Source organism: Deinococcus sp. QL22, from assembly GCF_023370075.1.
Taxonomy (GTDB): domain Bacteria; phylum Deinococcota; class Deinococci; order Deinococcales; family Deinococcaceae; genus Deinococcus.
Genome location: NZ_CP097150.1, coordinates 255,796 through 277,252, shown reverse-complemented (window position 1 = coordinate 277,252; position 21,457 = coordinate 255,796). Strand labels below are relative to the sequence as shown.

Annotated in this window: 17 protein-coding genes and 3 pseudogenes; 15 read left to right on the top strand and 5 right to left on the bottom strand. The window is 59.9% G+C overall.

The window, feature by feature from the left end:
• Positions 1–23: 23 nt before the first annotated feature.
• From M1R55_RS17355 to M1R55_RS17345, 3 genes are all read left to right on the top strand, one after another.
• Complete coding sequence (locus tag M1R55_RS17355; protein ID WP_249394850.1) at positions 24–689, top strand: response regulator transcription factor; 666 nt, start codon at positions 24–26, stop codon at positions 687–689.
• Complete coding sequence (locus tag M1R55_RS17350; RefSeq protein ID WP_249394790.1) at positions 690–1,808, top strand: cell wall metabolism sensor histidine kinase WalK; 1,119 nt, start codon at positions 690–692, stop codon at positions 1,806–1,808. It begins immediately after the preceding gene.
• Positions 1,809–2,289: 481 nt separating this feature from the next.
• Entirely contained in the window at positions 2,290–2,910 is a 621-nt protein-coding gene (locus M1R55_RS17345) for a hypothetical protein (protein ID WP_249394789.1), read from the top strand.
• A gap of 156 nt (positions 2,911–3,066) precedes the next feature.
• On the opposite strand, the gene M1R55_RS17340 is transcribed toward M1R55_RS17345, so the two are convergent.
• Both M1R55_RS17340 and M1R55_RS17335 read right to left on the bottom strand, forming a co-directional pair.
• Positions 3,067–3,330 (bottom strand): metal-sensitive transcriptional regulator, encoded by a 264-nt coding sequence (locus tag M1R55_RS17340; protein WP_019009372.1) that lies wholly within the window; start codon positions 3,328–3,330, stop codon positions 3,067–3,069.
• A gap of 34 nt (positions 3,331–3,364) precedes the next feature.
• A complete protein-coding gene (locus tag M1R55_RS17335) occupies positions 3,365–3,577 on the bottom strand; it encodes a heavy-metal-associated domain-containing protein (protein WP_249394788.1) in 213 nt (70 codons plus the stop codon).
• Between the two features lie 151 nt (positions 3,578–3,728).
• On the opposite strand from M1R55_RS17335, the gene M1R55_RS17330 reads away from it, so the two are divergent.
• From M1R55_RS17330 to M1R55_RS17290, 9 genes and pseudogenes are all read left to right on the top strand, one after another.
• Positions 3,729–6,233, top strand: a complete 2,505-nt coding sequence (locus tag M1R55_RS17330; RefSeq protein WP_249394787.1) for a heavy metal translocating P-type ATPase — start codon at positions 3,729–3,731, stop codon at positions 6,231–6,233.
• An 18-nt stretch (positions 6,234–6,251) separates the two neighbouring features.
• Positions 6,252–6,668 (top strand): hypothetical protein, encoded by a 417-nt coding sequence (locus M1R55_RS17325; protein ID WP_249394786.1) that lies wholly within the window; start codon positions 6,252–6,254, stop codon positions 6,666–6,668.
• A 254-nt stretch (positions 6,669–6,922) separates the two neighbouring features.
• Positions 6,923–7,699 (top strand): peptidoglycan DD-metalloendopeptidase family protein, encoded by a 777-nt coding sequence (locus M1R55_RS17320; RefSeq protein WP_249394785.1) that lies wholly within the window; start codon positions 6,923–6,925, stop codon positions 7,697–7,699.
• A 169-nt stretch (positions 7,700–7,868) separates the two neighbouring features.
• The gene (locus M1R55_RS17315; RefSeq protein ID WP_249394784.1) at positions 7,869–8,492 is read left to right on the top strand and encodes a DUF305 domain-containing protein; all 624 of its coding nucleotides are present in this window, start codon (positions 7,869–7,871) and stop codon (positions 8,490–8,492) included.
• 151 nt (positions 8,493–8,643) lie between these two features.
• Positions 8,644–9,305: pseudogene (locus M1R55_RS17310) on the top strand (IS6 family transposase).
• Positions 9,306–9,498: 193 nt separating this feature from the next.
• Complete coding sequence (locus M1R55_RS17305; protein WP_249394783.1) at positions 9,499–10,935, top strand: diguanylate cyclase; 1,437 nt, start codon at positions 9,499–9,501, stop codon at positions 10,933–10,935.
• 82 nt (positions 10,936–11,017) lie between these two features.
• A pseudogene (locus M1R55_RS17300) lies at positions 11,018–11,663 on the top strand (IS6 family transposase).
• Between the two features lie 207 nt (positions 11,664–11,870).
• The gene (locus M1R55_RS17295; protein ID WP_249394782.1) at positions 11,871–12,500 is read left to right on the top strand and encodes a transposase; all 630 of its coding nucleotides are present in this window, start codon (positions 11,871–11,873) and stop codon (positions 12,498–12,500) included.
• Entirely contained in the window at positions 12,473–12,979 is a 507-nt protein-coding gene (locus M1R55_RS17290; RefSeq protein WP_249394781.1) for a transposase, read from the top strand. The genes M1R55_RS17295 and M1R55_RS17290 overlap by 28 nt, the downstream gene beginning before the upstream one ends.
• 233 nt (positions 12,980–13,212) lie before the next feature.
• Here M1R55_RS17290 and M1R55_RS17285 read toward each other — a convergent pair whose 3' ends face one another.
• The 3 genes and pseudogenes from M1R55_RS17285 to M1R55_RS17275 all read right to left on the bottom strand — a co-directional run bounded on the left by M1R55_RS17285 (position 13,213) and on the right by M1R55_RS17275 (position 19,322).
• Entirely contained in the window at positions 13,213–15,885 is a 2,673-nt protein-coding gene (locus tag M1R55_RS17285) for an EAL domain-containing protein (RefSeq protein ID WP_249394780.1), read from the bottom strand.
• Between the two features lie 1,107 nt (positions 15,886–16,992).
• A pseudogene (locus tag M1R55_RS17280) lies at positions 16,993–17,705 on the bottom strand (IS6 family transposase).
• Positions 17,706–17,837: 132 nt separating this feature from the next.
• Positions 17,838–19,322, bottom strand: coding sequence for a PLP-dependent aminotransferase family protein (locus M1R55_RS17275; RefSeq protein WP_249394779.1), 1,485 nt, complete (start codon positions 19,320–19,322; stop codon positions 17,838–17,840).
• Positions 19,323–19,377: 55 nt separating this feature from the next.
• Here M1R55_RS17275 and M1R55_RS17270 point away from each other — a divergent pair, with 55 nt between their 5' ends.
• Genes M1R55_RS17270 through M1R55_RS17260 form a run of 3 tightly spaced genes read left to right on the top strand, consistent with a single transcriptional unit; the run spans position 19,378 to position 21,420 of the window.
• The gene (locus M1R55_RS17270) at positions 19,378–19,878 is read left to right on the top strand and encodes a GNAT family N-acetyltransferase (RefSeq protein WP_249394778.1); all 501 of its coding nucleotides are present in this window, start codon (positions 19,378–19,380) and stop codon (positions 19,876–19,878) included.
• Complete coding sequence (locus M1R55_RS17265; RefSeq protein WP_249394777.1) at positions 19,875–20,858, top strand: DMT family transporter; 984 nt, start codon at positions 19,875–19,877, stop codon at positions 20,856–20,858. The genes M1R55_RS17270 and M1R55_RS17265 overlap by 4 nt, the downstream gene beginning before the upstream one ends.
• The gene (locus M1R55_RS17260; RefSeq protein ID WP_249394776.1) at positions 20,851–21,420 is read left to right on the top strand and encodes a pyridoxamine 5'-phosphate oxidase family protein; all 570 of its coding nucleotides are present in this window, start codon (positions 20,851–20,853) and stop codon (positions 21,418–21,420) included. Before M1R55_RS17265 ends, M1R55_RS17260 begins: the two co-directional genes overlap by 8 nt.
• The last annotated feature ends 37 nt before the right edge of the window (positions 21,421–21,457 follow it).

Here is a 21,457-nt window from a genome sequence, read left to right as displayed (position 1 = left end):
AGGAACAAGGGGGTGATCTGTTCGTGGCGACGATCTTGATCGTGGATGACGATCCTGGAATCGTTGAGGTGTTGCAGGCTTATTTAAGAGCGGAAGGGCACGTCGTTGAAACTGCCATGGACGGAACCGCCGCTGTGCCCCTCTTGGCGCGGGCCAATGTCGCGGTGCTGGACTGGATGCTGCCGGGCCTCACCGGCGTGGAGCTCACGCAGTACATTCGGACGGCCCACCCTGATCTCCCTGTCCTGCTGCTGACGGCCCGGGGTGAGATTGAGAACCGTCTTGAGGGCTTGGATGCCGGGGCCGATGACTACATGGTGAAGCCGTTCAGCCCGCGTGAAGTGGTGGCGCGGGTTCGGGCCCTGCTGCGCCGGGTGCAGATCCGTGAACGGATCGTGGTCGGCCCATTGGAAGTGGACGTGACGTCTCGTCAACTCACCCTAAACGGCGAAGGGGTCAGTTTCTCCCGGACAGAGTTTGACCTCCTCATCACGCTGGCTCAGCATCCCGGGATGGTGTGGTCACGTGACCGGTTGCTGGAGCGTGTCTGGGGTTCAAACTACCTGGGCACCACCCGAGTCGTGGACGTGCACATCACGGCCATTCGCCGCAAACTGGGAGACGATGCCGACGCCCCCACATTCATTGAAACGGTTCGGGGGCTGGGATACCGATTTCGGGAGAGCTGAATGAAACTGTTCGCGCGCCTGTTGCTTCACCATTTGGTCGTGGTCAGCGTGATGGGGGCCGTGTTGATCTTGGCGGCTGAATTGGCAGCCCTCCCCTTTATTCGTCACCATGTCGAGGAAATGGCCGCAATGATTGGCCCTGAGGGCGAAAGCCTGCGGACTGATCTGGCGGCAGGCATGCGCGGGACGTTGACGCGCGCCTTGATCGTGGCGCTGCCCATGGCGCTCGTCGTGGCGACGTTAACCGCGTGGGTTGCTGCTCGGCGGGTGACCGCTTCGGTTCGCGTATTACAGGCCGGGAGCGGGGCGATTGCCAGTGGAGAGTATGCCCGGCGCTTGCCAACGGCGGGACACGACGAACTGGCAGACCTAGCACGGTCATTTAACGTGATGGCGGCCACGTTGCAACGGGTCGAGGAGAGCCGGGTGGAGTTGATGGGGAATGTCGGCCATGAGCTGCGGACGCCTGTGGCTGCCGCTCGTGGTTACGCGGAGGCGGCGGAGGACGGCATTTTCCCCACCTCACTGGCCATTTCCAGTATTCGGCGGGAACTGGCCGTGATGGAACGTCTGGTAGAGGATTTGACCGTGGTCAGCCGCGTTGAAGCGGGCCAGGTCGACTTACATCTCCAAACGGTGGCCGTGAATGATGTTCTGCGGCAAGCCCAGGAGCGGTATGAGCTGCCCTTTGAAAGCCGTCAGGTGACCTTGCAGGTGACCTCTCCAGACTCGCCACTCTGGGTCTGGATTGATCCGGAGCGCGGACAACAAATCCTGGCGAACCTGTTGGGCAATGCCCTGCGGCATACCCCTGCAGGTCGCAGTGTTCAGTTACGAGTCACAATTCAGCCCGGACAAGTGATCTTCCTGGTGGAGGATAGCGGTACAGGGATCGCACCCGAGCATACCGAGCGGGTGTTTGAGCGCTTCTTCCGAGCAGATTTGGCCCGTCGGCGGGGTGAGGGCAGCGGCGTCGGGTTGACGATCGCGCGTGGGCTGGCCCGCGCCATGCACGGAGACGTTCAGGTCGTGTCCTCTACGCCTCAGGGCAGCACCTTTTGCTGGAGGGCTTCGGCAATCAAGGAGATTCCCGCACCGCCCCTGCATCCAAGGGATTAACTATCGGTATTCCGTTTACTGTTCGGACAATTGCTGCTCTTGCGCGCTGGACATTGTCTTGCTAGAGAGTGGTACTCCGTTGACTCGGGCAAGCGGTACGATGGATACAGCGTCGTTTTGTCTGGCTGGCGTTGTCCATTCCCAGGAACACGGCTGATAGACACACTGAGGCAGCAAGGCAACGGGGTTCCACTAGTGATGCAGGTGTACATCTGAGTCGTGGGATCAAGTCAGCTCTTGTGCTGGATGTGTCCTGGCGTGCCGTCTTGAACTGAAGGCAACTTCAATTTCTACCGGTATCAATAAAGTAAGGCCATGACTATGCAGGGCGACGCATCCCTTCATCAGGACGGCCAGGCCACTTCAATGGCGATAGGGCACTGTCATCGTTTCATGGTGCTCCAGCACCCCGTCACAGGCGAGGTGACGGGGTGCTGTGTTCTGCGCGGAACCAAGGGGAACTTCACCTACACTTCCAGACATGGATGTTCTTCCTGGCAATGCTGAACCGCAGGCTCCGGACGCTCTACCGTTCCTGGCGGAGATGCTCCGTCAGCATGACCTGGTGACCTTGGAAGTCCTGAACGTACATCGGCAAGACATCACGGCGAGGTTCACCGCCGTCTTCACGGCGCGGCACGGCGTGAAGGGGAAGATGTTGGGACAGGTGATCACCTTTGTCGGCTGCCCCACACACTGGGGGCAGGTGGGACTGGCAGCGGGTGATCACGCCCTGGTGTTCTTGCAGGAGATCAACGGACGATTGTACGAGCATTCCTGGCGCGGGCACCTGCTCATTGAGGAGATTGAAGGCGTGCCGTACGCGGTGTTTCAGCACAAGAACTTGTGGCTCAGTCCGACCTTCACGCCGAAGCTCCAGCCGCATACCCGACAAGATCCCCGCCGCACGTATGCTTCAGCAATTCAATTGGATGTCCTAAACGCCTACCTGTCAGAACTGATCGCGCAGCAGGAACAACAATTCAACTCGCTGCTCGAAAGGTTATTGGCATCCCTCCCTCAAGTTGTCAATCGGTTTGCTTACACGAACTCCAAATTCCGCAGTCGTCACCGCTCAGTTTGTACTCCACGGCAGGGGTAACGCCACCCATATGGTCTTTACCCTCCCCATCTTTAGATAAACCAGATGTGGCCGCACCAGCTGGTTGATCTTTGGGGCAGCAATGGGAACTCAACTTCGCAACAATGATGACAGGAGATGAGCTTCAAGCTCACCCCCTGCGGTTCTTCCTACTGTTTAAGTGTATTTCAGGGCTTCCATCAGTTCTTCCACAATTTCGACGCTGTCACCGCGGGTCGACGCTGTAGCGACGTGAGCTTCAAGGTGCCCGCGCAAGACCACTTCTCCAGCTCCCGACAAGGCCCCCTGCACGGCTTTGAGTTGACGCAAGACGTCCACGCAGTATGCATCTTCTTTGTCCAGCATGGTGACGATGCTGTCCAGGTGGCCTCGTGCGATCTTCAGTCGCCGCGCCGCACGTTTACGGGCGTCTTCGGGCATGCACAGATGGCTGTGCACGTGAGGCGTCGTCACCTTAAGCGCGGACTTGGGCAAGGTAGCCCTCTTCGGTCACGGCTGCGATCAGGGCCTGTGCATCAGCGTCACCATGCACGGTCGCTGTCCCACCTTTGAGGTCTACGCGTACGTCCTGCACGCCAGGCACACTTTTTAAGGCCCCTTGCACTGCTTTTTCGCAATGTCCGCAGGTCATGCCCGATACCGTCAGTTCAATGGTCTGCTTCGTCATGCATGTAGTCTAGACCCTCTGTAGGGGGGTGTCAAGAATCAATCTCCTCTGAAAAGCCTTAATTGAACAGATTGAGGTGTTGGAGCTTGAAAAAAGAAAAATACTGGTCTATGCTTCGTCTGTACCCCCCAGAGGGGGATAGGGAGACACTGTGAGTAAAACCATTGAGTTGGGCGTGCAGGGGATGACCTGTGCCAGTTGCGTGGGCCGGGTGGAACGGGGCCTGGGTAAGGTGGAGGGGGTGGAGAGTGCGGCAGTGAACCTCGCCACCGAGCGGGCCACCGTGACCTACGATCCGGCGCTGACCACGCCGCAGGCCTTAATCGCCAAGGTCAAGGATGTAGGCTATGAGCCCTTGGTCAGCCAGATAGACCTGAGTGTGCAGGGGATGACCTGTGCCAACTGTGTGGGACGTGTGGAACGGGCGCTGACCAAAGTCGACGGCGTGCTGAGCGCGAGCGTGAACCTCGCGACCGAGCGAGCCAGCGTAACGTACTTGCCATCCAGCGTGAGTGCCGGGCAACTGAAAGCAGCGGTGCGGGCTTCGGGCTACGAGGTGCTGGACACGGAAGCAGGCCAAGACCGCAGTGATCAGGAACGCGAGGCCCGTGAGAAGGAGGTTCAAGGCCTGCGCCGCGCCGTGACCCTCAGCGCGGTATTCGCTGTCCCTCTCCTGTTGCTGGCGATGATCCCCATGCTGTACATGCCCGCGCACATGTGGCTGATGGGCTGGACCACCGAGCGCACGCTGAACTGGGTCATGCTGGCCCTGGCCCTGCCAGTACAGTTCGGCCCTGGCCTGCGTTTTTACCGCCTGGGCTGGAAGGCCATCAAAAACCGCTCGCCGGACATGAACGCCCTGGTCATGATCGGCACCAGTGCAGCATTTTTCTATTCTCTCTTGGTCACGCTGGTGCCTCAGATTTTCCCCGCGGGGACGGCACACGTGTACTACGAAGCCTCGGCTGTGGTGATCAGCCTCATTTTGCTCGGCAAATATTTTGAGGCGCTGGCTAAAGGCCGTTCCAGCGAGGCCATGAAAAAGCTGCTGGGCCTGCAGGCCAAAACAGCCCGCGTCCTGCGTGGTGGTCAGGAACTCGAGCTTCCAGTGGATGAAGTCCTGCTGGGTGACCTAATCTCGGTGCGCCCCGGTGAAAAGCTTCCGGTGGACGGCGAGGTGACGGGTGGACAGTCTTACGTGGACGAGAGCATGATCACTGGAGAACCTATTCCTGTCGCCAAGCAAGTGGGTGCAGCAGTCGTGGGCGGCACCATCAATCAGAATGGTGCGTTGCAGTTCAGAGCGACCAAGATCGGGGCAGATACGGCATTGGCCCAGATCATCCAGTTGGTGGAACGTGCCCAGGGCTCCAAACCACCCATTCAGGGCCTCGCCGATGCGGTCGTCGCTGTCTTTGTTCCGGTGGTACTGGGCATCGCCGCGCTGACCTTCCTGGTCTGGCTGATCTTCGGCGGTGAGCAAGCCCTTAGCTTTGCCCTGGTGAATACGGTCGCCGTGTTGATCATCGCCTGTCCCTGTGCCATGGGTCTAGCCACCCCGACCAGCGTGATGGTGGGCACCGGCAAAGCCGCCGAACTGGGCGTGTTGTTCCGCAGCGGCACAGCGCTGGAAGGCTTGCAGGGCGTGAAGGTCGTGGCGATGGACAAAACAGGCACCCTGACCAAAGGCAAACCCGAACTGACCGACTTCGTGTTGGCTCCGGGCTTCGAGCGTGTGTCGGTGCTGAAACTGGTGGCCGCCGCCGAAGACCAATCCGAACACCCTATCGCCCGCGCCATCGTGGACGCGGCCAAGCGGGAAGGGATTGCGGTCATGGCCGCCGAGCAGGCCGAAGCAGTCCCGGGGTTTGGGTTGGATGCAGGCGTAGAAGGCCATCGCGTGCATGTGGGAGCGGATCGCTATATGGCGCAGTTGGGTCTGGATGTCAGTCCTTTTGCTGCAGAAGCCCGCAGATTGGGTGACGAAGGCAAAAGCCCGCTCTACGCCGCCATTGATGGCCGACTCGCCGCCTTGATCGCGGTGGCCGATCCCATCAAAGCGGGCAGTCTGGAAGCGGTACAGGCCCTCCACCAGCAGGGCCTCCGGGTCGCCATGATCACGGGCGACAATGCCCGCACCGCGCAGGCGATTGCCCGTCAACTGGGCATTGACGAGGTGCTGGCCGAAGTCTTGCCGAGCGGGAAAAGTGACGCTATTAAAGAGCTGCAATCCAAAGGGCACTCGGTGGCTTTCGTGGGTGACGGCATCAACGACGCACCCGCCTTAGCGCAGGCGGATGTGGGCTTGGCTATCGGTACGGGAACCGACGTGGCGGTAGAGACCGCCGACGTGATCCTGATGAGCGGCGACCTGCGCGGCGTCCCGAATGCGGTGGCCCTGTCCCGCGCCACCCTGCGCAATATTCGCCTGAACCTGTTCTGGGCCTTTGCCTACAACATCATCCTGATTCCAGTCGCTGCAGGCGTGCTGTATCCGGCGTTCGGCTGGCTCCTGAGTCCAGTCCTAGCCGCCGCCGCCATGGGGATATCGAGCGTCTTCGTGCTCAGCAACGCCCTCAGGTTACGGGGCTTTAAACCCCCAGTCCCGCCCCCCACCAGCAAGGTGGCCATCACCACCCTTCCCGCTCATTCTTAACCTTTCCCGGAGATTCCCATGACCAAGCTCACCGTCGGCCCCTGGCTCGCTGCCCAGAAACTGCCCAGCAAAGCCCTCGCCCGTGACCGTGCCGCGTTCTTGGAGCGCACCCGGCAGCGCCAGATTCAGCATGAGGTAGCCGGATTGCCCCTCATCGGGTTGGGCGGCAGTTGCGGCAAGCCTTGTTTCGCCCTGCCCCATACCCTGACCTGGACGGACGCCAATACACTGGCCTTAGAAGAGATTGCCCGCGACTTTGACTGCTTCGTGGAGTATGGCGTCTATCCTCACCTCAAGCTGCAAGACGGCGAACAGGAAGTGGCCGCCGTGCAGGACTGGACGACCTTTGCGATGGTCTACCTGCGTCCTGGCTACGAGCGGGCGGAGGAGTTGTTGGTGACCCTGCGCGACGGCCTGACTCCAACGACGCTCTGAGACATTCATAGTCTCTGCGGCTCTCCACCAGAGGTGGAGAGCCGCTTTGCAGTGCTGCAGCCTCCAAGGTTTCTCCTGACAGCTGGGTTATCCTGTTCTTTCAATTCCGCCCACACCACTCCAGCCCTCTTCTCAGCAAGTCGCTTGAGGATCTGGCCACCGGGTGTCCCTGAAGCCCGACTGCTCCTGCTTTTCCTGCCCAACGGCAGAGTTTCATACAATCTTTACACAAGTTTGTTAGCTCGCCGTTATCCATGCTGATTCGTACCTTCGCCGCTGTATTGATGACGACGATTGCTTTTGCTGGGGCAGCCACGCTTCAGGTGCGCCCAAGCGACAAATTGACTGAACTGACCAACCGGCCGGGCATCACTTCTCGAGCGCTCTTGCAACTTAATCCTTGTTTGAATCCACGCCTGCTTCAGGTCGGTACCGTGCTGCGGGTGCCTGGTTCTTCAGGGGCGGCAGGCAGCGTGGTGGTGAAAGCAGGCGATACGTTGAGCGGCATCGCCCGGCAAAAGGGGATGACTGTGACTGCCCTCTTGACGGTCAATCCCCGAGTTGATCCGCGCCGCGCCCTGCAGATCGGACAGAAGCTGAATCTTCCTCCGGTCACAGTCCTGATTCGCCGCTCGGCCTCTCCGGTGCTCCGCACCCAGTCGACGGGGATCCGGGTCACTGCCGTGATGCCTGTGCAGGGCCGGTTGACCACGCCTTACCGCACGGGTCACGAAGGTCTGGACATCGCCGCTCCTACCGGCACACTGATCCGGGCAGCGCGCAGCGGTGTGGTCATAGAAAGCCGGTTTGATGGCCGCACCGGGTGGGGCTGGACCATCGTCATTGACCATGGCGGGGGGCTGAAGACCCGCTACAGTCACAACAGTGCCAATCTGGCCCGGGTGGGCGCGCAAGTACAGATGGGGGACGTCATTGCCCGGGTGGGGAGCACCGGCAATAGCACGGGCCCGCATCTGGACTACCGGGTGATCCAGAACGGTCAGACGATCAATCCGATGGCGTGGTATTGAAGTTCAGAGCCCGACGTCCACACTCGCCTCTCAGGGGGGGAGGAGGTCTGTCTCGTTTTTTTTCTTTCGGACGCTGCCATCGAGCTCGGGGTTGAAGGACGCCGTTCAGGAACACTTCAGAAGCGTCTGTCTTTACACGAAGTTAACAGGGCCCCTCTAGAGTTCCGGCATGAAAAGCATTCCTGTTGTGATCGTGACTGCGGCCTTAGGCCTCGGCGTGTACGCCTTTGCTCAAAACACGATGGGTGGGATGGATCATAGCCAGATGGGCGCCACGCCGGCGAAAACCCAAGCACCGATGGCGGGTATGGCCATGGGCGCCATGGACATGAGTGGACTGGGGAAACTGAGTGGCAAGGCGTTTGACCGGGCCTTTCTCAGCATGATGGTGCCCCACCACCAGGCAGCCGTTGATATGGCCCGGGCCGTTTTGCCGGTCAGCAAAGACGCCACCGTCAAAGTGTGGGCCAATGCGGTCATCAGAGATCAGAACCGCGAGATCAACGAGATGAATGCCCTGCTCAAGACCTACGGCGGGAAAGACGCGATGATGGCGGCCAGCATGATGAAAGGCATGGCTGGCATGGCGGACATGGTCAAGAAAGCCAAGAACCCGGACATGGCCTTTGTTGAAGGCATGCTGCCGCACCACGCTTCGGCCATTGAGATGGCCAATATGGCCCTGCAAAAGACGCCCAACTCGAAGATGTTGCCGTTGGCCCGCAATATCGTGACGGCCCAGGCCAAAGAAATGTATGACTTCCGCGTCTGGTTGATGAAACGTGGGATGTAAACCCAAGTAAAGAGCAGCCGGCGTCCTTCCGAGGCACCGGCCGCTTTTTGGCATGTTCTGGGAGAACCTCAAGGGATTGTGTTGCCTTCACTGGGTTGGGGTAGGCTGACTCTCCAGGACTGACCCAAAACCATATCGTCATCGGTTCCCGATGGCCATCAGGCAGTACGCGGTTTGGCGCTCCCACCGCTTTCCGCTCAGTGACCGGGACATTCAAGAATTCACCCACCACCGTGGCCCAACAGGTCAGTCATGAGACCCTCCGCAAGTGGTGCATCAAGTTCGGACCCCTCTTTGCAGAGGAACTACGTCACCCCGAACCCGACGGGGTTCGGGGTGGCCTCTGGATGAGGTCTGTACCACCGCTGATGGGATTCGCCCCTGGCTCTGGAGGGCCGTGGACGAGCACGGCTTCGTGCAGGCTTCCTTCCTTCAACGCCACCGCTCTACCGACGCTGCACAAACCGTTCTGACGAGGTTGCTGGGTGAAGACGCTGTCTCGGAGGTCATTCATACGGATGGGCTGCGGAGCGAGGGAGCCGCAATTCAAGAGGTTCCGAGCCGGGTGAACGTTGACCACCAAGAGGTGATTCGTGACGCCGGATGCAACCACATGGTTGAGCAAGAACATCGTTCAACACGGCGACACGAGCGACGTCAGCAAGGATTGGGGCGGCGAAAACGCGCACAGGAATGTCTGAGTCTGCACGCCCGAACTGAGAATCGTCACCATCCCTCCCGAAGGGGCGTTTCCGCCCCATCAGAAGAAGCAATCAGAAGCATGCATTCCAGACAGGGGAAGGGTTGCGGTAGGGATGGCCTGATCCTCAGGCCATCCCTGGGCCGTAAGCTAAGTGAAGGCAACACAGCCGTCTTATGAGTCCGGGTGGGGAGATCTGGTTTTGCAGGTGTGCTGCCGAACCGGGCATGTTGTGCCCGGGCAGAAAGGATTGGTCATGTCCTTGTAATGGCTGGCACACTAGCGTATCGGCCTACGGAGGCATCTATGGCCAGATTACGCACCACCATTCCACCTTCCGGGCATACCGTGCTGGTGGTCGACGACGACGACGATCTGCGCGCCACCCTCTGCCGCCTGCTCGAAGTCGATGGACATGAGGTCTTGTCTGCAGCCAGTGGTGGACAGGCCCTAGAGCTGTGCCGTGGACGTGACATCCATATCATGCTGCTCGATTACTTTATGCCGGGCATGACCGGTGAAGAGGTGGTCAAGCACGTGCGCACCTTCGATTCCAAAGTCCAGATTGTTCTGCAGACCGGTTATGCTTCGGAAAAGCTCCCCCGGCAAATGCTGCGCGACTTAGACATTCAGGGCTATCACGATAAGTCTGAAGGTCCTGACAAGCTGCTGGTCTGGGTGGACGCGGCCCTGAAAACCTACAAGCATGTTCGGGCGCTGCACGCTTCGCGCAGCGGTCTGGAGTACATCCTGAAAGCCACGCCGGAATTGCACCGTTTGCAACCCCTGGACGATTTGCTGCTCGGCATTTTGCTGCAGATTCAGGGCCTGCTGGGCTTTACCAGTGCCATGCTCGCCACCTTGACGCCAGAAGGGGCCGTGCCGACTCTCAGCGGCGCCCTGTTCACTCCCGAACTCCAGGAGTTGACCCTCCGGATCGGCACGGGCCGCTTTGGCCACACCGATTGGACGGTGTTGACGCCGGAGGAACAAACCCTGATCCGCGCCGCGCTCGACAGTGGTCAGGCCCACCTCGGCTCGCAGGTGATCTTGCCGCTGAAGGCGGGAGAGCGCACGCTGGGCGTGGTTATGGTCGACAACCCGGTGCAGGGTAGTGGTGACCTGCACCTGCTCGAAATCTTTGCCGCTCAGGCCGCGGTAGCCATCGAAAACGCTCGGCTCTACAGCTTGGCGACCGTGGATGATCTGACGGGGCTGGTGAACAAACGCGCGTGGTTGGTGCGGCTGGAGGAAACAATTCAGCTGGCGGCCCGGCATGAGTTTTCCACCAGTGTGCTGCTGCTGGATCTCGATCATTTTAAGTCGGTGAATGACACGTACGGTCACCTGGCAGGTGACTATGTGCTGGCCGCGTTGGGTAGCTGTATCCAGCAGCAGCTGCGCCGTTCGGATGTGGCCGGGCGTTACGGCGGCGAAGAACTGGCGGTCTTGTTGCCGCATACGTCGGAGGCGGGCGCCTTGATCATTGCCGAGCGCCTGCGAGCAGCCATAGAGGACTTGCCGCTCCGCTGGAACGGTCAAAGCATTAGCGTGACGGTGAGCATCGGCACCGCGAGTTTGCCGCACCTGGTGGTGCTGACTCCCGAAGATCTGGTGGTGGACATCTTCGCCCGGGCTGACCAGTCGCTGTATCGGGCCAAGCGGCAAGGCCGCAACCGGGTTATTCAATACGCCACATCGACCCTGGAGGGTTCTGTTCAGGTAAGTCATCCCCCCATTTAGGGTTGGGGGTTCTGCGGGGGATAACCACATTCACCCGAAACAGTTGTGTTTCCTTCACCGGATCGGGGGAGGCTGACCCGCTGTGACTGACCCAAAACCCTACCGTCACCGATTCAAGGTGACGATGATCCAGCACGCCGTTTGGCTCTCCCACCGTTTTCGCTTGAGCGACCGAGACGTTCAGGAATGACTCCACCAGCGCGGCCCAACAGGTCAGCCACGAGACCCTCCGCGAATGGTGCATCAAGTGTGGGCCGTTGTTGGCAGAAGAACTGCGCCAGCGGGAACCCCGTCGGGGTTCCCGCTAGCCTCTGATTGAGGTGTGTACGACCGTCGATGGCGTCCGCCACTTGCTCTGGAGGGCGGTCGATGAGCACGGATTCGTGCAGGGTGCCCTCCTTCAGCGGCACCGCGACACTGAAGCCGCAAAGACCTTCCCGGCCAGGCTCCTGGGGAAATATGACGTCCCTGAGGTCATTCATACAGGGCGGCGATCCGGGAGCTCCCTAGCCGGATGAACGTCGACCACCAGGTGATCTCTACGGCACACGGTAACAACATGATTGAGCAATCTCACCGACCGACACGGCGTCAGGAACGCCAACAACAGGGATTGGAGCGGAGGAAACGAGCGCAGGAATTCCTTCACTGGCACGGTCGAACCTCTGAACCTCCACCTTCCTCAAAGGGGCGTTTCCGCCACGACCAGACGAATCAACCAGAGATGAGCGTTCCAGACGTGGGCAGCGACCGCTGCAGGGATGACCTGAACCTCAGGTCATCCCTGCCCTCCATCTGCCTTGGGGCCGATCAAGGCAACACAACCGCCACAGCTTCTTGGACAACGTAGGCGCTGTCATGGCTTTAGCGTGCTTCCTGACTGCTCGACACGCAAGGTCTTTTCTCGAGAAAGGTTGAATGAGGCGCGGTTAGCCATGCTGCGAAGCCTTGTCAGCACTGCGCCGTGTGACGGCGCGGTGCTGGTGATTGACGAGACAGGCGACCGGAGATACGGCACGCACACCGCGCATGTGGGTCAGCAATATTTGGGGAGTTTGGGCAAGGTCGATTCGGGAATCGTGACCGTCCATGTGCTGTATGACACGCCAAACGCCTCTGTCCCCTTGAAATTCGTGCCGTATACACCAGCGCATCATTTTGAACGGAAAACCAGTGATCCCGCATTCAAAACGAAACCCCAACTTGCGCTTGACCTGATTGACGCGGTTCGATTCGATTGGCCGTATCGGGCGGTGATCGCAGACAGTTTCTACGGGCGTAATGAGGTCTTCCAGACCCACCTGATCCGTCAGCACATTCCCTTCGTGTTGGCCCTGCCCGCATCCCATACGTGGTGGCCTGCAGATCAACCCGGGAGCGCCCTGGAGCTGGCGCTGCGTGCGCGGCTTGGCAACCTCTCGTGCGCACGTATGCCAATGGACATCAAGAGATCAAATGGGTCGCCGAACGACAGTGCGGCCCCTTCGGGCCGCACCAAACTTTTCGGCGGATTGTCGTCACGCCGGATCCGGTGGAGTTGCCAGAAGATCGCACGGAATATCTGATTTCCAATCTCCGCGAGAGTGAGCAGGACACCGTGGTGTGGCAGGCCAAGACGCCGCCAGCGTCCCTTTTGGAGATCGCCCTGCTGTATGCTCGGCGTCCTCGAATTGAACAGGCCTACCGCGAGGTCAAGCAGCATTTGGGCTGGACACACTGTCAGGCACGCTCAGACCTGGCCCTCCGCCGTCATTGGAACCTCGTCTGCATCGCATTCTGTTTCTTGTATTGGTCAACCACACAACCCACGCATGACGATCCCACGACAGAGCCGCACGGCGATGGACATGAACCGCCGTCAGCAGCAGCTCAGCCGCCGCTGACCTGGAGCGCCGCTCTTCGCCGCGTGCGCTGTTATTTGGAACCCTTCGTCTGGATCTGGCAAGCGTGGGGTGCCTTCACAACAGCTGAGCCACCCAAGACGCTGCTCGCGTTGCTCAGATCTGTGGCACAAGGGCAGCCCCTCTCGCGCTATGTCACCTAAACACCGTCCACAAGGGCATTTTTCTCGAGAGTCAACGGAGTACCAATAGACTACTTGACACCACAGGAGTTTGAACGCCAAGCTCAGGTGGCTTAACCAGCCATGTGCGAAACCAACTCAAGCCCACTTCGAGATACTCCTGAGCGCGGAGCTCGCCAGCTTGGGCATAGGTGCGACTACCGGCTTTGCACTGTCGATGACTACTGGAGCGGTTCTCTTCAGGATCGCGGGCTTCAGAGCTCGGGTGAGTCCGGGCCCTGTATTGCCCACTCCTGCGCCTGAGGCAACGGTAATGCGGCAGAGAACAAGTAGCCCTGCGCCAAGTCACATCCCAACGCTGCGATGAGGGAAAGCTGTTCGGCACGTTCGATACCTTCGGCCACTACAGACAGACCTAATTCATGGGCGAGGGCAATGGTGGAACGAACAATGGCCAAATCGCGCTGGTCGGCGACGTCGGCTCCCAGGCCTTGGACGAAACTGCGGTCAATTTTCAGGACGTCCAATGGAAAGCGTTTGAGGTAAGCCAGATTGGCGTACCCTGTTCCGTAATCATCTAAGGCCAGCCGAACGCCAAGAGCATGTAACTGGTTGAGCACGTTGGTGACTGTCCGGTTGGCCCGCATCAGCACGCCCTCTGTGATCTCTAACTCTAGGTACCCTGAGGGCAAACCGGTCAGCTGCAGTATTTCTTCCACCTCCTGGGCGAATTCTGCTTGTTCCACCTGATGGGCCGATACATTGACATTGATTCGGAGTGGGCCACCGGGCCAGCGTGCGGCCTCCAGGCAGGCTTGATGCAGCACCCAACGTCCGAGCCGGAGAATCAGACTGCTCTGTTCCGCAAGCACAATAAACACGCTTGGTGAAATCATCCCCCGCTGTGGGTGATCCCACCGCAGCAGCACCTCCATACTGTGTAGCCGTCGCGTCTGGGGATGCACCAACGGTTGGAAGGCCAGAGTAAGTTGCTGAGCCTCGACAGCCTGGTGAAGTTCAGTTTCGAGGGCATCTTGCGTCAACTCCACGACATACGTTTGAGCGTCGTAGTGAGAGACGGACTGCCCCAAGTGCTGGGCCCGGCGCATGGTGTGTTCCGCCTGCTGCAGTAAGGTTTCGGCCGTACTAAAACCGGAGAGCCAAGGTCGGACGCCGACATGGATGTCCACATACAACGCATGCTGTTGAACCAAGAGTGGTTGAGCGAGCGAGCTGGTCAGCGCTTCTAGGGTGGACGCTGTGGTGACCAGGGGCAGCAGCAGGGCAAAGGTATTGCTTCCCAACCGTGCGGCCGAGCCGGCAGGGGGAAGACAGGCGAGGAGGCGCTGAGCCACTTGCCGCAGCACCTCATCACCCACCAAGTAACCGTAGCGGTCATTGATCTGGCGAAAGCGAGCGAGATTGAGCACCACCACAGTCCATGGACGTCCTAGAGCAATATGGTCTGTCAGCTTTTGACTGAGTGCGGCACGGTTGGGGAGTCCCGTGAGCGGATCTTCGTAGGCGAGCCGTTTGAGCCGCGCCAACGACTGCGCCCGCTCAATGACCAGGCCCGCCACCTGGGCAAGGTAAGCCAGAACACGCTGAACCTCTTGAGGGGGTTCAAAAACTCCCTGAAGATACAGCCCCCCGACCGGATGTCCCTGCTCTCCTTGAAGGGCAATCCAGTGGTTTCCAAGCACGTTGACCTCTGCAGGAGCTGACCCACCCAGAGACAGTTCAGCATAGGACTGGGGATAATGGTGCTCTAAGGCGGCCTGCACCTCCCCAAGGACATCAGACAGTGGGGCATTCTGGGTCGAAAGAGCGAGGATGCGTGTTTGACGGATCTGCAGCTCCAACTGCCGTTGGCGTGGTGTTTCGTCCTGGCCGTAGCCAATCATGCGGGTAAGTTCTCCAGAGGAATCAAAGGTGGGCAGGTAATGACGCTGATGATACTGGGAGTGTCCAGCCTTGTCGTACATTACTTCAGACCAACTAACCTTGCTGCGGCTTTGTGCCGCCGCCTGAAAGTGTGTTCGACGCTGCTGTGCAATGGCGGGGTCATGACCCCGCCACTGGCAGTACTCCTCATCGGTGAGACCGAGAATGCCGGTTCGTATCTGAGGATTACGGATGGCTGCTGGATTAACATACAGGTACCGGCCCCGGGCATCCAGAACTGCCACCTGGGTCGGCAAATCCTCCAAAATCGCTTCGTAAAACGCGTGTTGACTGCTCAACAAGGCTTGAACCTGAGAGGTATCCGTCACGTCCCGGGCCACCACAATGACGCTCTTGACCAAAGGATCATCCAACAGGTCTGACCAAGTCACTTCCAACAGCCTCACAGACCCGTCGTGGTGCTGAATTGGATAGGTCTGGTGGGGTTGAACTTGAGGGGATCGAAGCTGCTGCTGAAGCTGACGGCCTTGTGTCTCGTCAAACAAGTGGAAAATGGATTGTCCCAACAGTGCTAGTGCCTCATACCCTAGGTACTGGGTCACGCTTCGACTGACATACGTGATGCAATTCTCCGCGTCTAAGAACAGCACCAAATTGCTTACCAACGCCATGACCTGTTCAGCGACAGTGTGGAGCGCGGCATCCTGCTGTTCGTCCGGCGTCAGGGCATGCACGGCAAAACGGCGTGTATGAACGGGACTGCTGATGTCTAACCGGGTCAACTGAACCATCAGGTCAGCTTGGAATCCAGCCTGCCACTCTACCGTGATGGTCTGCCCCGGTTGTGCAGCAAGCAGTTGACTCCATCGACGTTTGGCTTTCTGGGGCAAACAGAGGGCAGTGAAACGCATGCTGCTGATATCTAGGGGGCGCAGCAAGACCGAAACCGCCTGATCTGCCTCAAGGATGTTGCCTTGCCTCATATCTACCGTGATGGTCGGCCGGATAAGGGCTTTAGGCATGGGCTGTCATGGGTGAACTGAAGTGCCCGAAGAGGCTTGGCAACTTGTCACACACTGAAACGGTTGCTTGGCGTGGCACGTGGTGTTGGAGCTCGGTGAACTGTTCTTGAATCCTCAAAGCTTGCCACTGGTGGGGTAGCCCCCAGGCGTGAGTACTTCGCAGGTGGTACACCCGCCCAAGGCTGCGCCAGCCGCAGTCCTTCCCTTGCAGATCTCGTCCCCCTGTTCTCAGCAAGACGGGTTCAAATACCGCAGGAGGGGGAGGCCGCTCTCCCCTCCCCTTCCTTGCTCCCCAGCACTTGTACAGACCGCTCAAGGCAGTAAGGACAGTTTGAAGGTAGCTCTCTTCAGGACTCCTTAGATCGGCTGGGCGACACTGCAATTGCACAGTGTTCAGCCTCTTTCTGACCACCCAAAATTCATTCAGCAGGGCGCAAACCATCTCACTCCTTGAGATACTTCAGTTCCGCTTGCTCGTCCACTTGCTGAAACGATTGGCCCAAAAGATGTCGGTGTAGGGCGGACTGAACACTTATGAAGAACGGATCTTCTCGTTCCAGTTTGAGGGTACAGCTCCGACAAGATTCTTACGATTCTCATCGTTATGCTAAGCCAAGTGAGTTGGCACAACTGGCTAAAGTCTACGATTGCTGTCTTCGTCAGAGAGATGAATTGACCGGAGGCACCCAGTCACCTCCTTTAAGGCCTGAAAGGTCGTCTTCACCAGTGTCAGGGCGGACAATGGCTCTTGCAATTGTGATATTGCAAGGCCTTTGTGGTTCTTGCACGCTTTTGGTGCAGATGGGCTGAATATGGTTTTCTGAAGCCCTATGACTCAACCTGTGGCGCTAGGCGCCGTGCTGTTGGGCGGTGACGACTTGGAAGTGACTGCCGTTTGTTGTGACCCCGATCAGTCAGCAGTGGTTATTCAGGCCAAATCAACACAGCTTCAAGTGGAGTGCCCTTGTTGCCATAGGCCCTCATCCAGCGTCCATAGCCATTACACGCGTTATTTGACAGATCTTCCGAGCTTGGGTCGAGAAGTTTAACTGGTTGTGTTGCCTTAACTGGCGTCACGGCAAGACAAGGGCAGGAATAGTCTGAACTTTAGATCGCCCTTGCCGCAACGGTTGACCAAGTCTGGAACGCTGTGTTCTGATTATTTCTCCGGGTGGCGGCGGTGACGCTGGTGCAGGAATGATGGTGAAAATTGGTCATTCGGGCATGTAAACTTAGGAATTCTTGAGCGCGTTTTCGCCGTCTGAATCCTTGCTGACTTTGCTCTCGTCGCCGTGTGGGCCGGTGGGATTGGAGGGTGAGGTTATTGCACTGGGCCGTGGAGATCACCTGCTGATGGTCGACGTTGATCAGGCTGAATAGCTCTCGGATCGCGGCCCCGGAGCTGCGGAGCTGATCGGTATGGATGACCTCTGGGACATCATCTTCACCCAGCAGCCGGGTCAGGAAGGTCTTTGCGGCTTCGGTGTCCTGATGCCGCTGGAGGAGAATGCCCTGCACGACACCGTGCTCGTCCACGGCCCTCCACAGCCCGTGTCGAACGCCGTCCACAGTCGGACACAGCTCGTCGAGATGCCAGCGGGAACCCCGTCGGGGTTCCCGCTGGCGCAGGTCTTCAGCGAAGAGGGGTCCGAATTTGATGCACCATTCGCGGAGCGTCTCGTGACTCACCTGTTGGGCCGCGCTGGTGCAGCAATTCCTGCACGTCACGGTCACTCAAAGGAAAGCGGTGGTACAGCTTTCTGGGCGTGCTGGACAATGGTCATGGGGAACCGGTAGCGGTAAGGCTTGGCGTCGGTCACGGCGGGTTAGCCTACCTTAAGCCCATTAAGGCAACACAACCAGTCCGTTAGGTCTTGAAGGTTGCTGGGTGCAGGCGAAGCACACGCCCTCTACCGATGCCACGGGGCGTGGTGGTAGCGCCGCCGGAATGCTTAAGAGGGAACGGCCAAGCGGTTCAGCACCTCGACCAGCACCCGAGTGCCCCGCACAATGTGTGCAGGCTCCAGCCCGCCGTAGCCCAGAAGCAACCCGCCCGGTGCGGTGTTCGAGACATAGAAGGGCGAGAGCACACTGACGCGCACACCCTGCTCTGCTGCCAGGCGCACGATTTCCGCTGCATTCAGGCGCTCGTCCAGTTCCAGGTGAACGTGGAAGCCCGCTTCTAGGCCACCCACCCGCGCTACAGACTGTGCTCCGGCCAATTCGCGCACCAGCAGTTCTCGCTTGCGGGCATACACCCGCCGCATCCGTCCCAGATGCCGTTCTAAATCCCCTGAGCGCAGGAAGAAGGTCAGGGCCCGCTGCACCGGCCAGGACGTGTGGTAGTCGGCGATGGTCTTCAGATCAATCAACCGCTCGCGCAGCACAGCTGGCCCCACGATGTATCCCACCCGCAGGGCTGGGGACAGCACTTTAGAGAAGGTGCCCAAGTACACCACGCGGTGAGGATCGAGGGAGGCCAGCGCGGGTAAGGGGGCGGTGTCGTAGCGGAACTCGCCGTCGTAATCATCTTCCACGATCAGGCTGTCCTGCTCCCGTGCCCAGGCCAACAGGGCGTGGCGCCGGGGGAGCGACAGGCGACTCCCCAGGGGAAACTGGTGCGAGGGGGTCGTGTAGACCAAGGGCGGCGCGCCGTCGCCGATGGGGAGCTCAGCCACCCGCAGGCCGTCGTCGTCCACGGGCACCGGCAAGATCTGGGCGCCCCGCTCGCGCAGTACCTGCCGAGCCAGGCGATAGCCCGGCTCCTCAAAAGCGACCGTGTCCCCAGGCGCGAGGACGGCCCGCGCGACCAGGTGCAGCCCCTGAATGGTTCCATTGGTGATCACCACATCCTCTGCGCGGCACAGCAGCCCCCGGGAACGTCCCAGATAGGCGGCGACCTCGGCCCGCAACTCCGGATCCCCTGCCGCGTCTGCATACGCACCGGGCAGTGCCTCCTCCGCCACCCGGCGCCAGGCCCGCTTCCAGGCCGCGTCCGAGAGTTTGGCTACTGCTGGCTGTCCCACCCGGAAGTCGATGACGTCCTCACCGGTGCCTGACGCGGTTACGTCCGGGGTTGTCGGTGAACCGCGCAGCCAGCGAGGCACCCCTTCAGCGGCACTGGCTCCTGGGCTCGCGGCCTGGATGACCGGCACGTCTGCACTGACGTAGGTGCCTGCCCCGACGCGGCCGACCAGATAGCCCGCCGCCAACAGATCGTCGTAAGCTGTAACGACAGCTCCCCGGCTGATGCCCAGCACCTGGGCCAGCGTGCGGGTACTGGGCAGGCGAGTGCCTGGCTGGACTTGCCCACTCAAAATGGCGGCGCGGAGCTGCGCCACCAGTTGTGGTGCTAGGGGCAGGTTTCTGGCCCGCTCCAAGGACAAAGGCAGATCCACCGTGCTCTCCCGCAACCGAACGGGCAAATGGTTTGTCATTTTCCTCCCCAATTGGTCCTTCCCGTCAGACCACTGAGCCGTCAGGATACTCGGTATGACCCCCATCATCCGCCTGGCCACTGAACAGGACATTCCACACCTGCTGCCTCTGATGCGGGCACTGGCTGAATTTGAACATTACCTTGATGTTTTTGCAGTGGACGAACATGTCCTGCGGGAGCAAGGCTTTCGCAAAGATCCGCCTGACTTCTCTGCCCTCGTGGCCGAACAGGGCGGTAACCTGGTAGGGATGCTGGTGTTCTACCTGGTGCCTTTCACGGCCACGGCCAAACCCACGCTGTACATCAAAGAGCTGTACGTGACAGAGGCTGCCCGTGGGCAGCAGATCGGGGAGGGGCTAATGCGTGCCGCAGCCCGAGAAGCCGCCGCACGGGGTTGCGGATCGGTTCGCTGGACGGTGGCCAACTGGAATACCGCTGGGCAACGGTTTTACGAACGGCTGGGTGCTCAGGCCAATCCTATCTGGATTGACTATGGGCTGAGCGGTGCTGCTCTGGCTGCTCTGGCTGAACCGAGCACCGAGCTGAGAGAGTGACCACCAGCGCGGCGCTGCCGATCCTGGCTTTAGCACTGGCCAATGGGCTGTGGGGAACGACGTTCTTGCTGGGGAAGGTCACGCTCGATGTTCTTCCTGTGGCTCACGTGGTGCTGCTGCGTTTCACTTTCGCCGCTCTGACGCTCCTGCCTTTCGCGCTTGCCAAGCTCCGTTTCCCTCAGCGGCGCGATGTGCCGCTGTTCGTCCTCACGGGCCTGCTGCAAGTGCCCGCCACCTACCTGCTGCAAGTGGGCGGTCTCGCGCACACCAGTGCGTCAAGCGCCGCCTTGATCCTCGGCGTCTTGGCACCCCTGCTGGCCCTGGGGGCTTGGCGATTCGCCGGAGAACGTCTGTCCCGTTTGGGGTGGGCAGCCATTGCCACCTCTACCCTCGGTGTAGCCCTGATTGTGGGGTCACCGGGCCCAGGACGCACGGTGCTAGGAGACAGTCTGGTGTTCGCCTCTACCTTCGCAGCCGTCGGCGGACTGCTGCTCAGCCAACGCCTTGTCCGTTCCTACGGGCCAGTGATCACGGCAGCCTGGACGCTGACAGCGGGAACCTTCTTGACCTTCCCCTTTGCCCTCCTGTCGGGTCGCCTTGACCTCCACCTCGCGCCCACTGTGTGGGCAGCGTTGGCTGGATTGGGGATCGGTTGTACTGCCCTGACCCTCGTGCTCTGGAACTGGGGCGTCTCACGCACCTCCGCGTCTTTCGCAGGCGTCTTCGTGAATCTCGAACCCTTGGTAGGTGCGCTCCTGGGGGTGCTGGTGTTGCATGAACGGCCCGGCGCGCTCACGCTGCTGGGCGGCGGCTTGATCTTAGGCGCAGCTGTCCTCGTCACCCGGTGGGGCACGTCGGCTCATCCGCAGACGGTGCCGAAACGAACTCCATCTGGGTCGACCAGACCCAGAGCGAGCACAACCTTGATTGCCCGAGCCGAACCGACTCCCTCAACCTCTCTAGGAGACCATGATGACTGACAGCACTCCACGGGGACAGCTCAAACGCCAGGACAAAGCCATGACCTCTGAAGAGGCCGAAGCGTTTCTCGCCGCCGCCTTCTGTGGCCGCACCGGGACCCTCGGCCCGGACGGGTATCCCTATGTCGTTCCCAATCTGTTCACCTGGCAGGATGGACAGGTATACCTGCATACCGCACGCTACGAAGGGCATTTCCTGACGAACGTCCGCTTTCACGACCAGGTGAGCTTCGAAGTGGACGAGCCCGGTGAGATTTTCCCGTACGGGCACATCGAATGTGATACGTCCGTCTCGTACCGGTCGGTGATCGTCTTCGGGCGGATTCGGATCGTGGAGGACGTGGACGAGAAGGTGCGCTTTTACCGGGCCTTTATGGACAAGTACGCTCCGGAAGACTCTTGGGGCCGGGAAAAAGATTCGCTCCCGCGCATCGGTGGAACCCTCGTGTATGCCATCACGCCAGAGAACATCACGGGCAAACAGGGCCACCTGCCTGGGTTGAGTGACCGGTGGCCGGCCCAGAACAACACCGCCTCGCCCCACTGGCAACAACGCAAGTGATGGGCTGTCCCTCCCGACTTCTTGGTGCTTTTCAGGA

Excerpts from the sequence above, each read along its gene's own strand:
- M1R55_RS17350 (WP_249394790.1), top strand. The coding sequence starts at position 690 with ATGAAACTGTTCGCGCGCCTGTTGCTTCACCATTTGGTCGTGGTCAGC.
- M1R55_RS17345 (WP_249394789.1), top strand. The coding sequence starts at position 2,290 with ATGGATGTTCTTCCTGGCAATGCTGAACCGCAGGCTCCGGACGCTCTA.
- M1R55_RS17340 (WP_019009372.1), bottom strand. The coding sequence starts at position 3,330 with ATGCCCGAAGACGCCCGTAAACGTGCGGCGCGGCGACTGAAGATCGCA.
- M1R55_RS17335 (WP_249394788.1), bottom strand. The coding sequence starts at position 3,577 with ATGACGAAGCAGACCATTGAACTGACGGTATCGGGCATGACCTGCGGA.
- M1R55_RS17325 (WP_249394786.1), top strand. The coding sequence starts at position 6,252 with ATGACCAAGCTCACCGTCGGCCCCTGGCTCGCTGCCCAGAAACTGCCC.
- M1R55_RS17320 (WP_249394785.1), top strand. The coding sequence starts at position 6,923 with ATGCTGATTCGTACCTTCGCCGCTGTATTGATGACGACGATTGCTTTT.
- M1R55_RS17315 (WP_249394784.1), top strand. The coding sequence starts at position 7,869 with ATGAAAAGCATTCCTGTTGTGATCGTGACTGCGGCCTTAGGCCTCGGC.
- M1R55_RS17305 (WP_249394783.1), top strand. The coding sequence starts at position 9,499 with ATGGCCAGATTACGCACCACCATTCCACCTTCCGGGCATACCGTGCTG.
- M1R55_RS17295 (WP_249394782.1), top strand. The coding sequence starts at position 11,871 with ATGCTGCGAAGCCTTGTCAGCACTGCGCCGTGTGACGGCGCGGTGCTG.
- M1R55_RS17285 (WP_249394780.1), bottom strand. The coding sequence starts at position 15,885 with ATGCCTAAAGCCCTTATCCGGCCGACCATCACGGTAGATATGAGGCAA.
- M1R55_RS17275 (WP_249394779.1), bottom strand. The coding sequence starts at position 19,322 with ATGACAAACCATTTGCCCGTTCGGTTGCGGGAGAGCACGGTGGATCTG.
- M1R55_RS17270 (WP_249394778.1), top strand. The coding sequence starts at position 19,378 with ATGACCCCCATCATCCGCCTGGCCACTGAACAGGACATTCCACACCTG.
- M1R55_RS17260 (WP_249394776.1), top strand. The coding sequence starts at position 20,851 with ATGACTGACAGCACTCCACGGGGACAGCTCAAACGCCAGGACAAAGCC.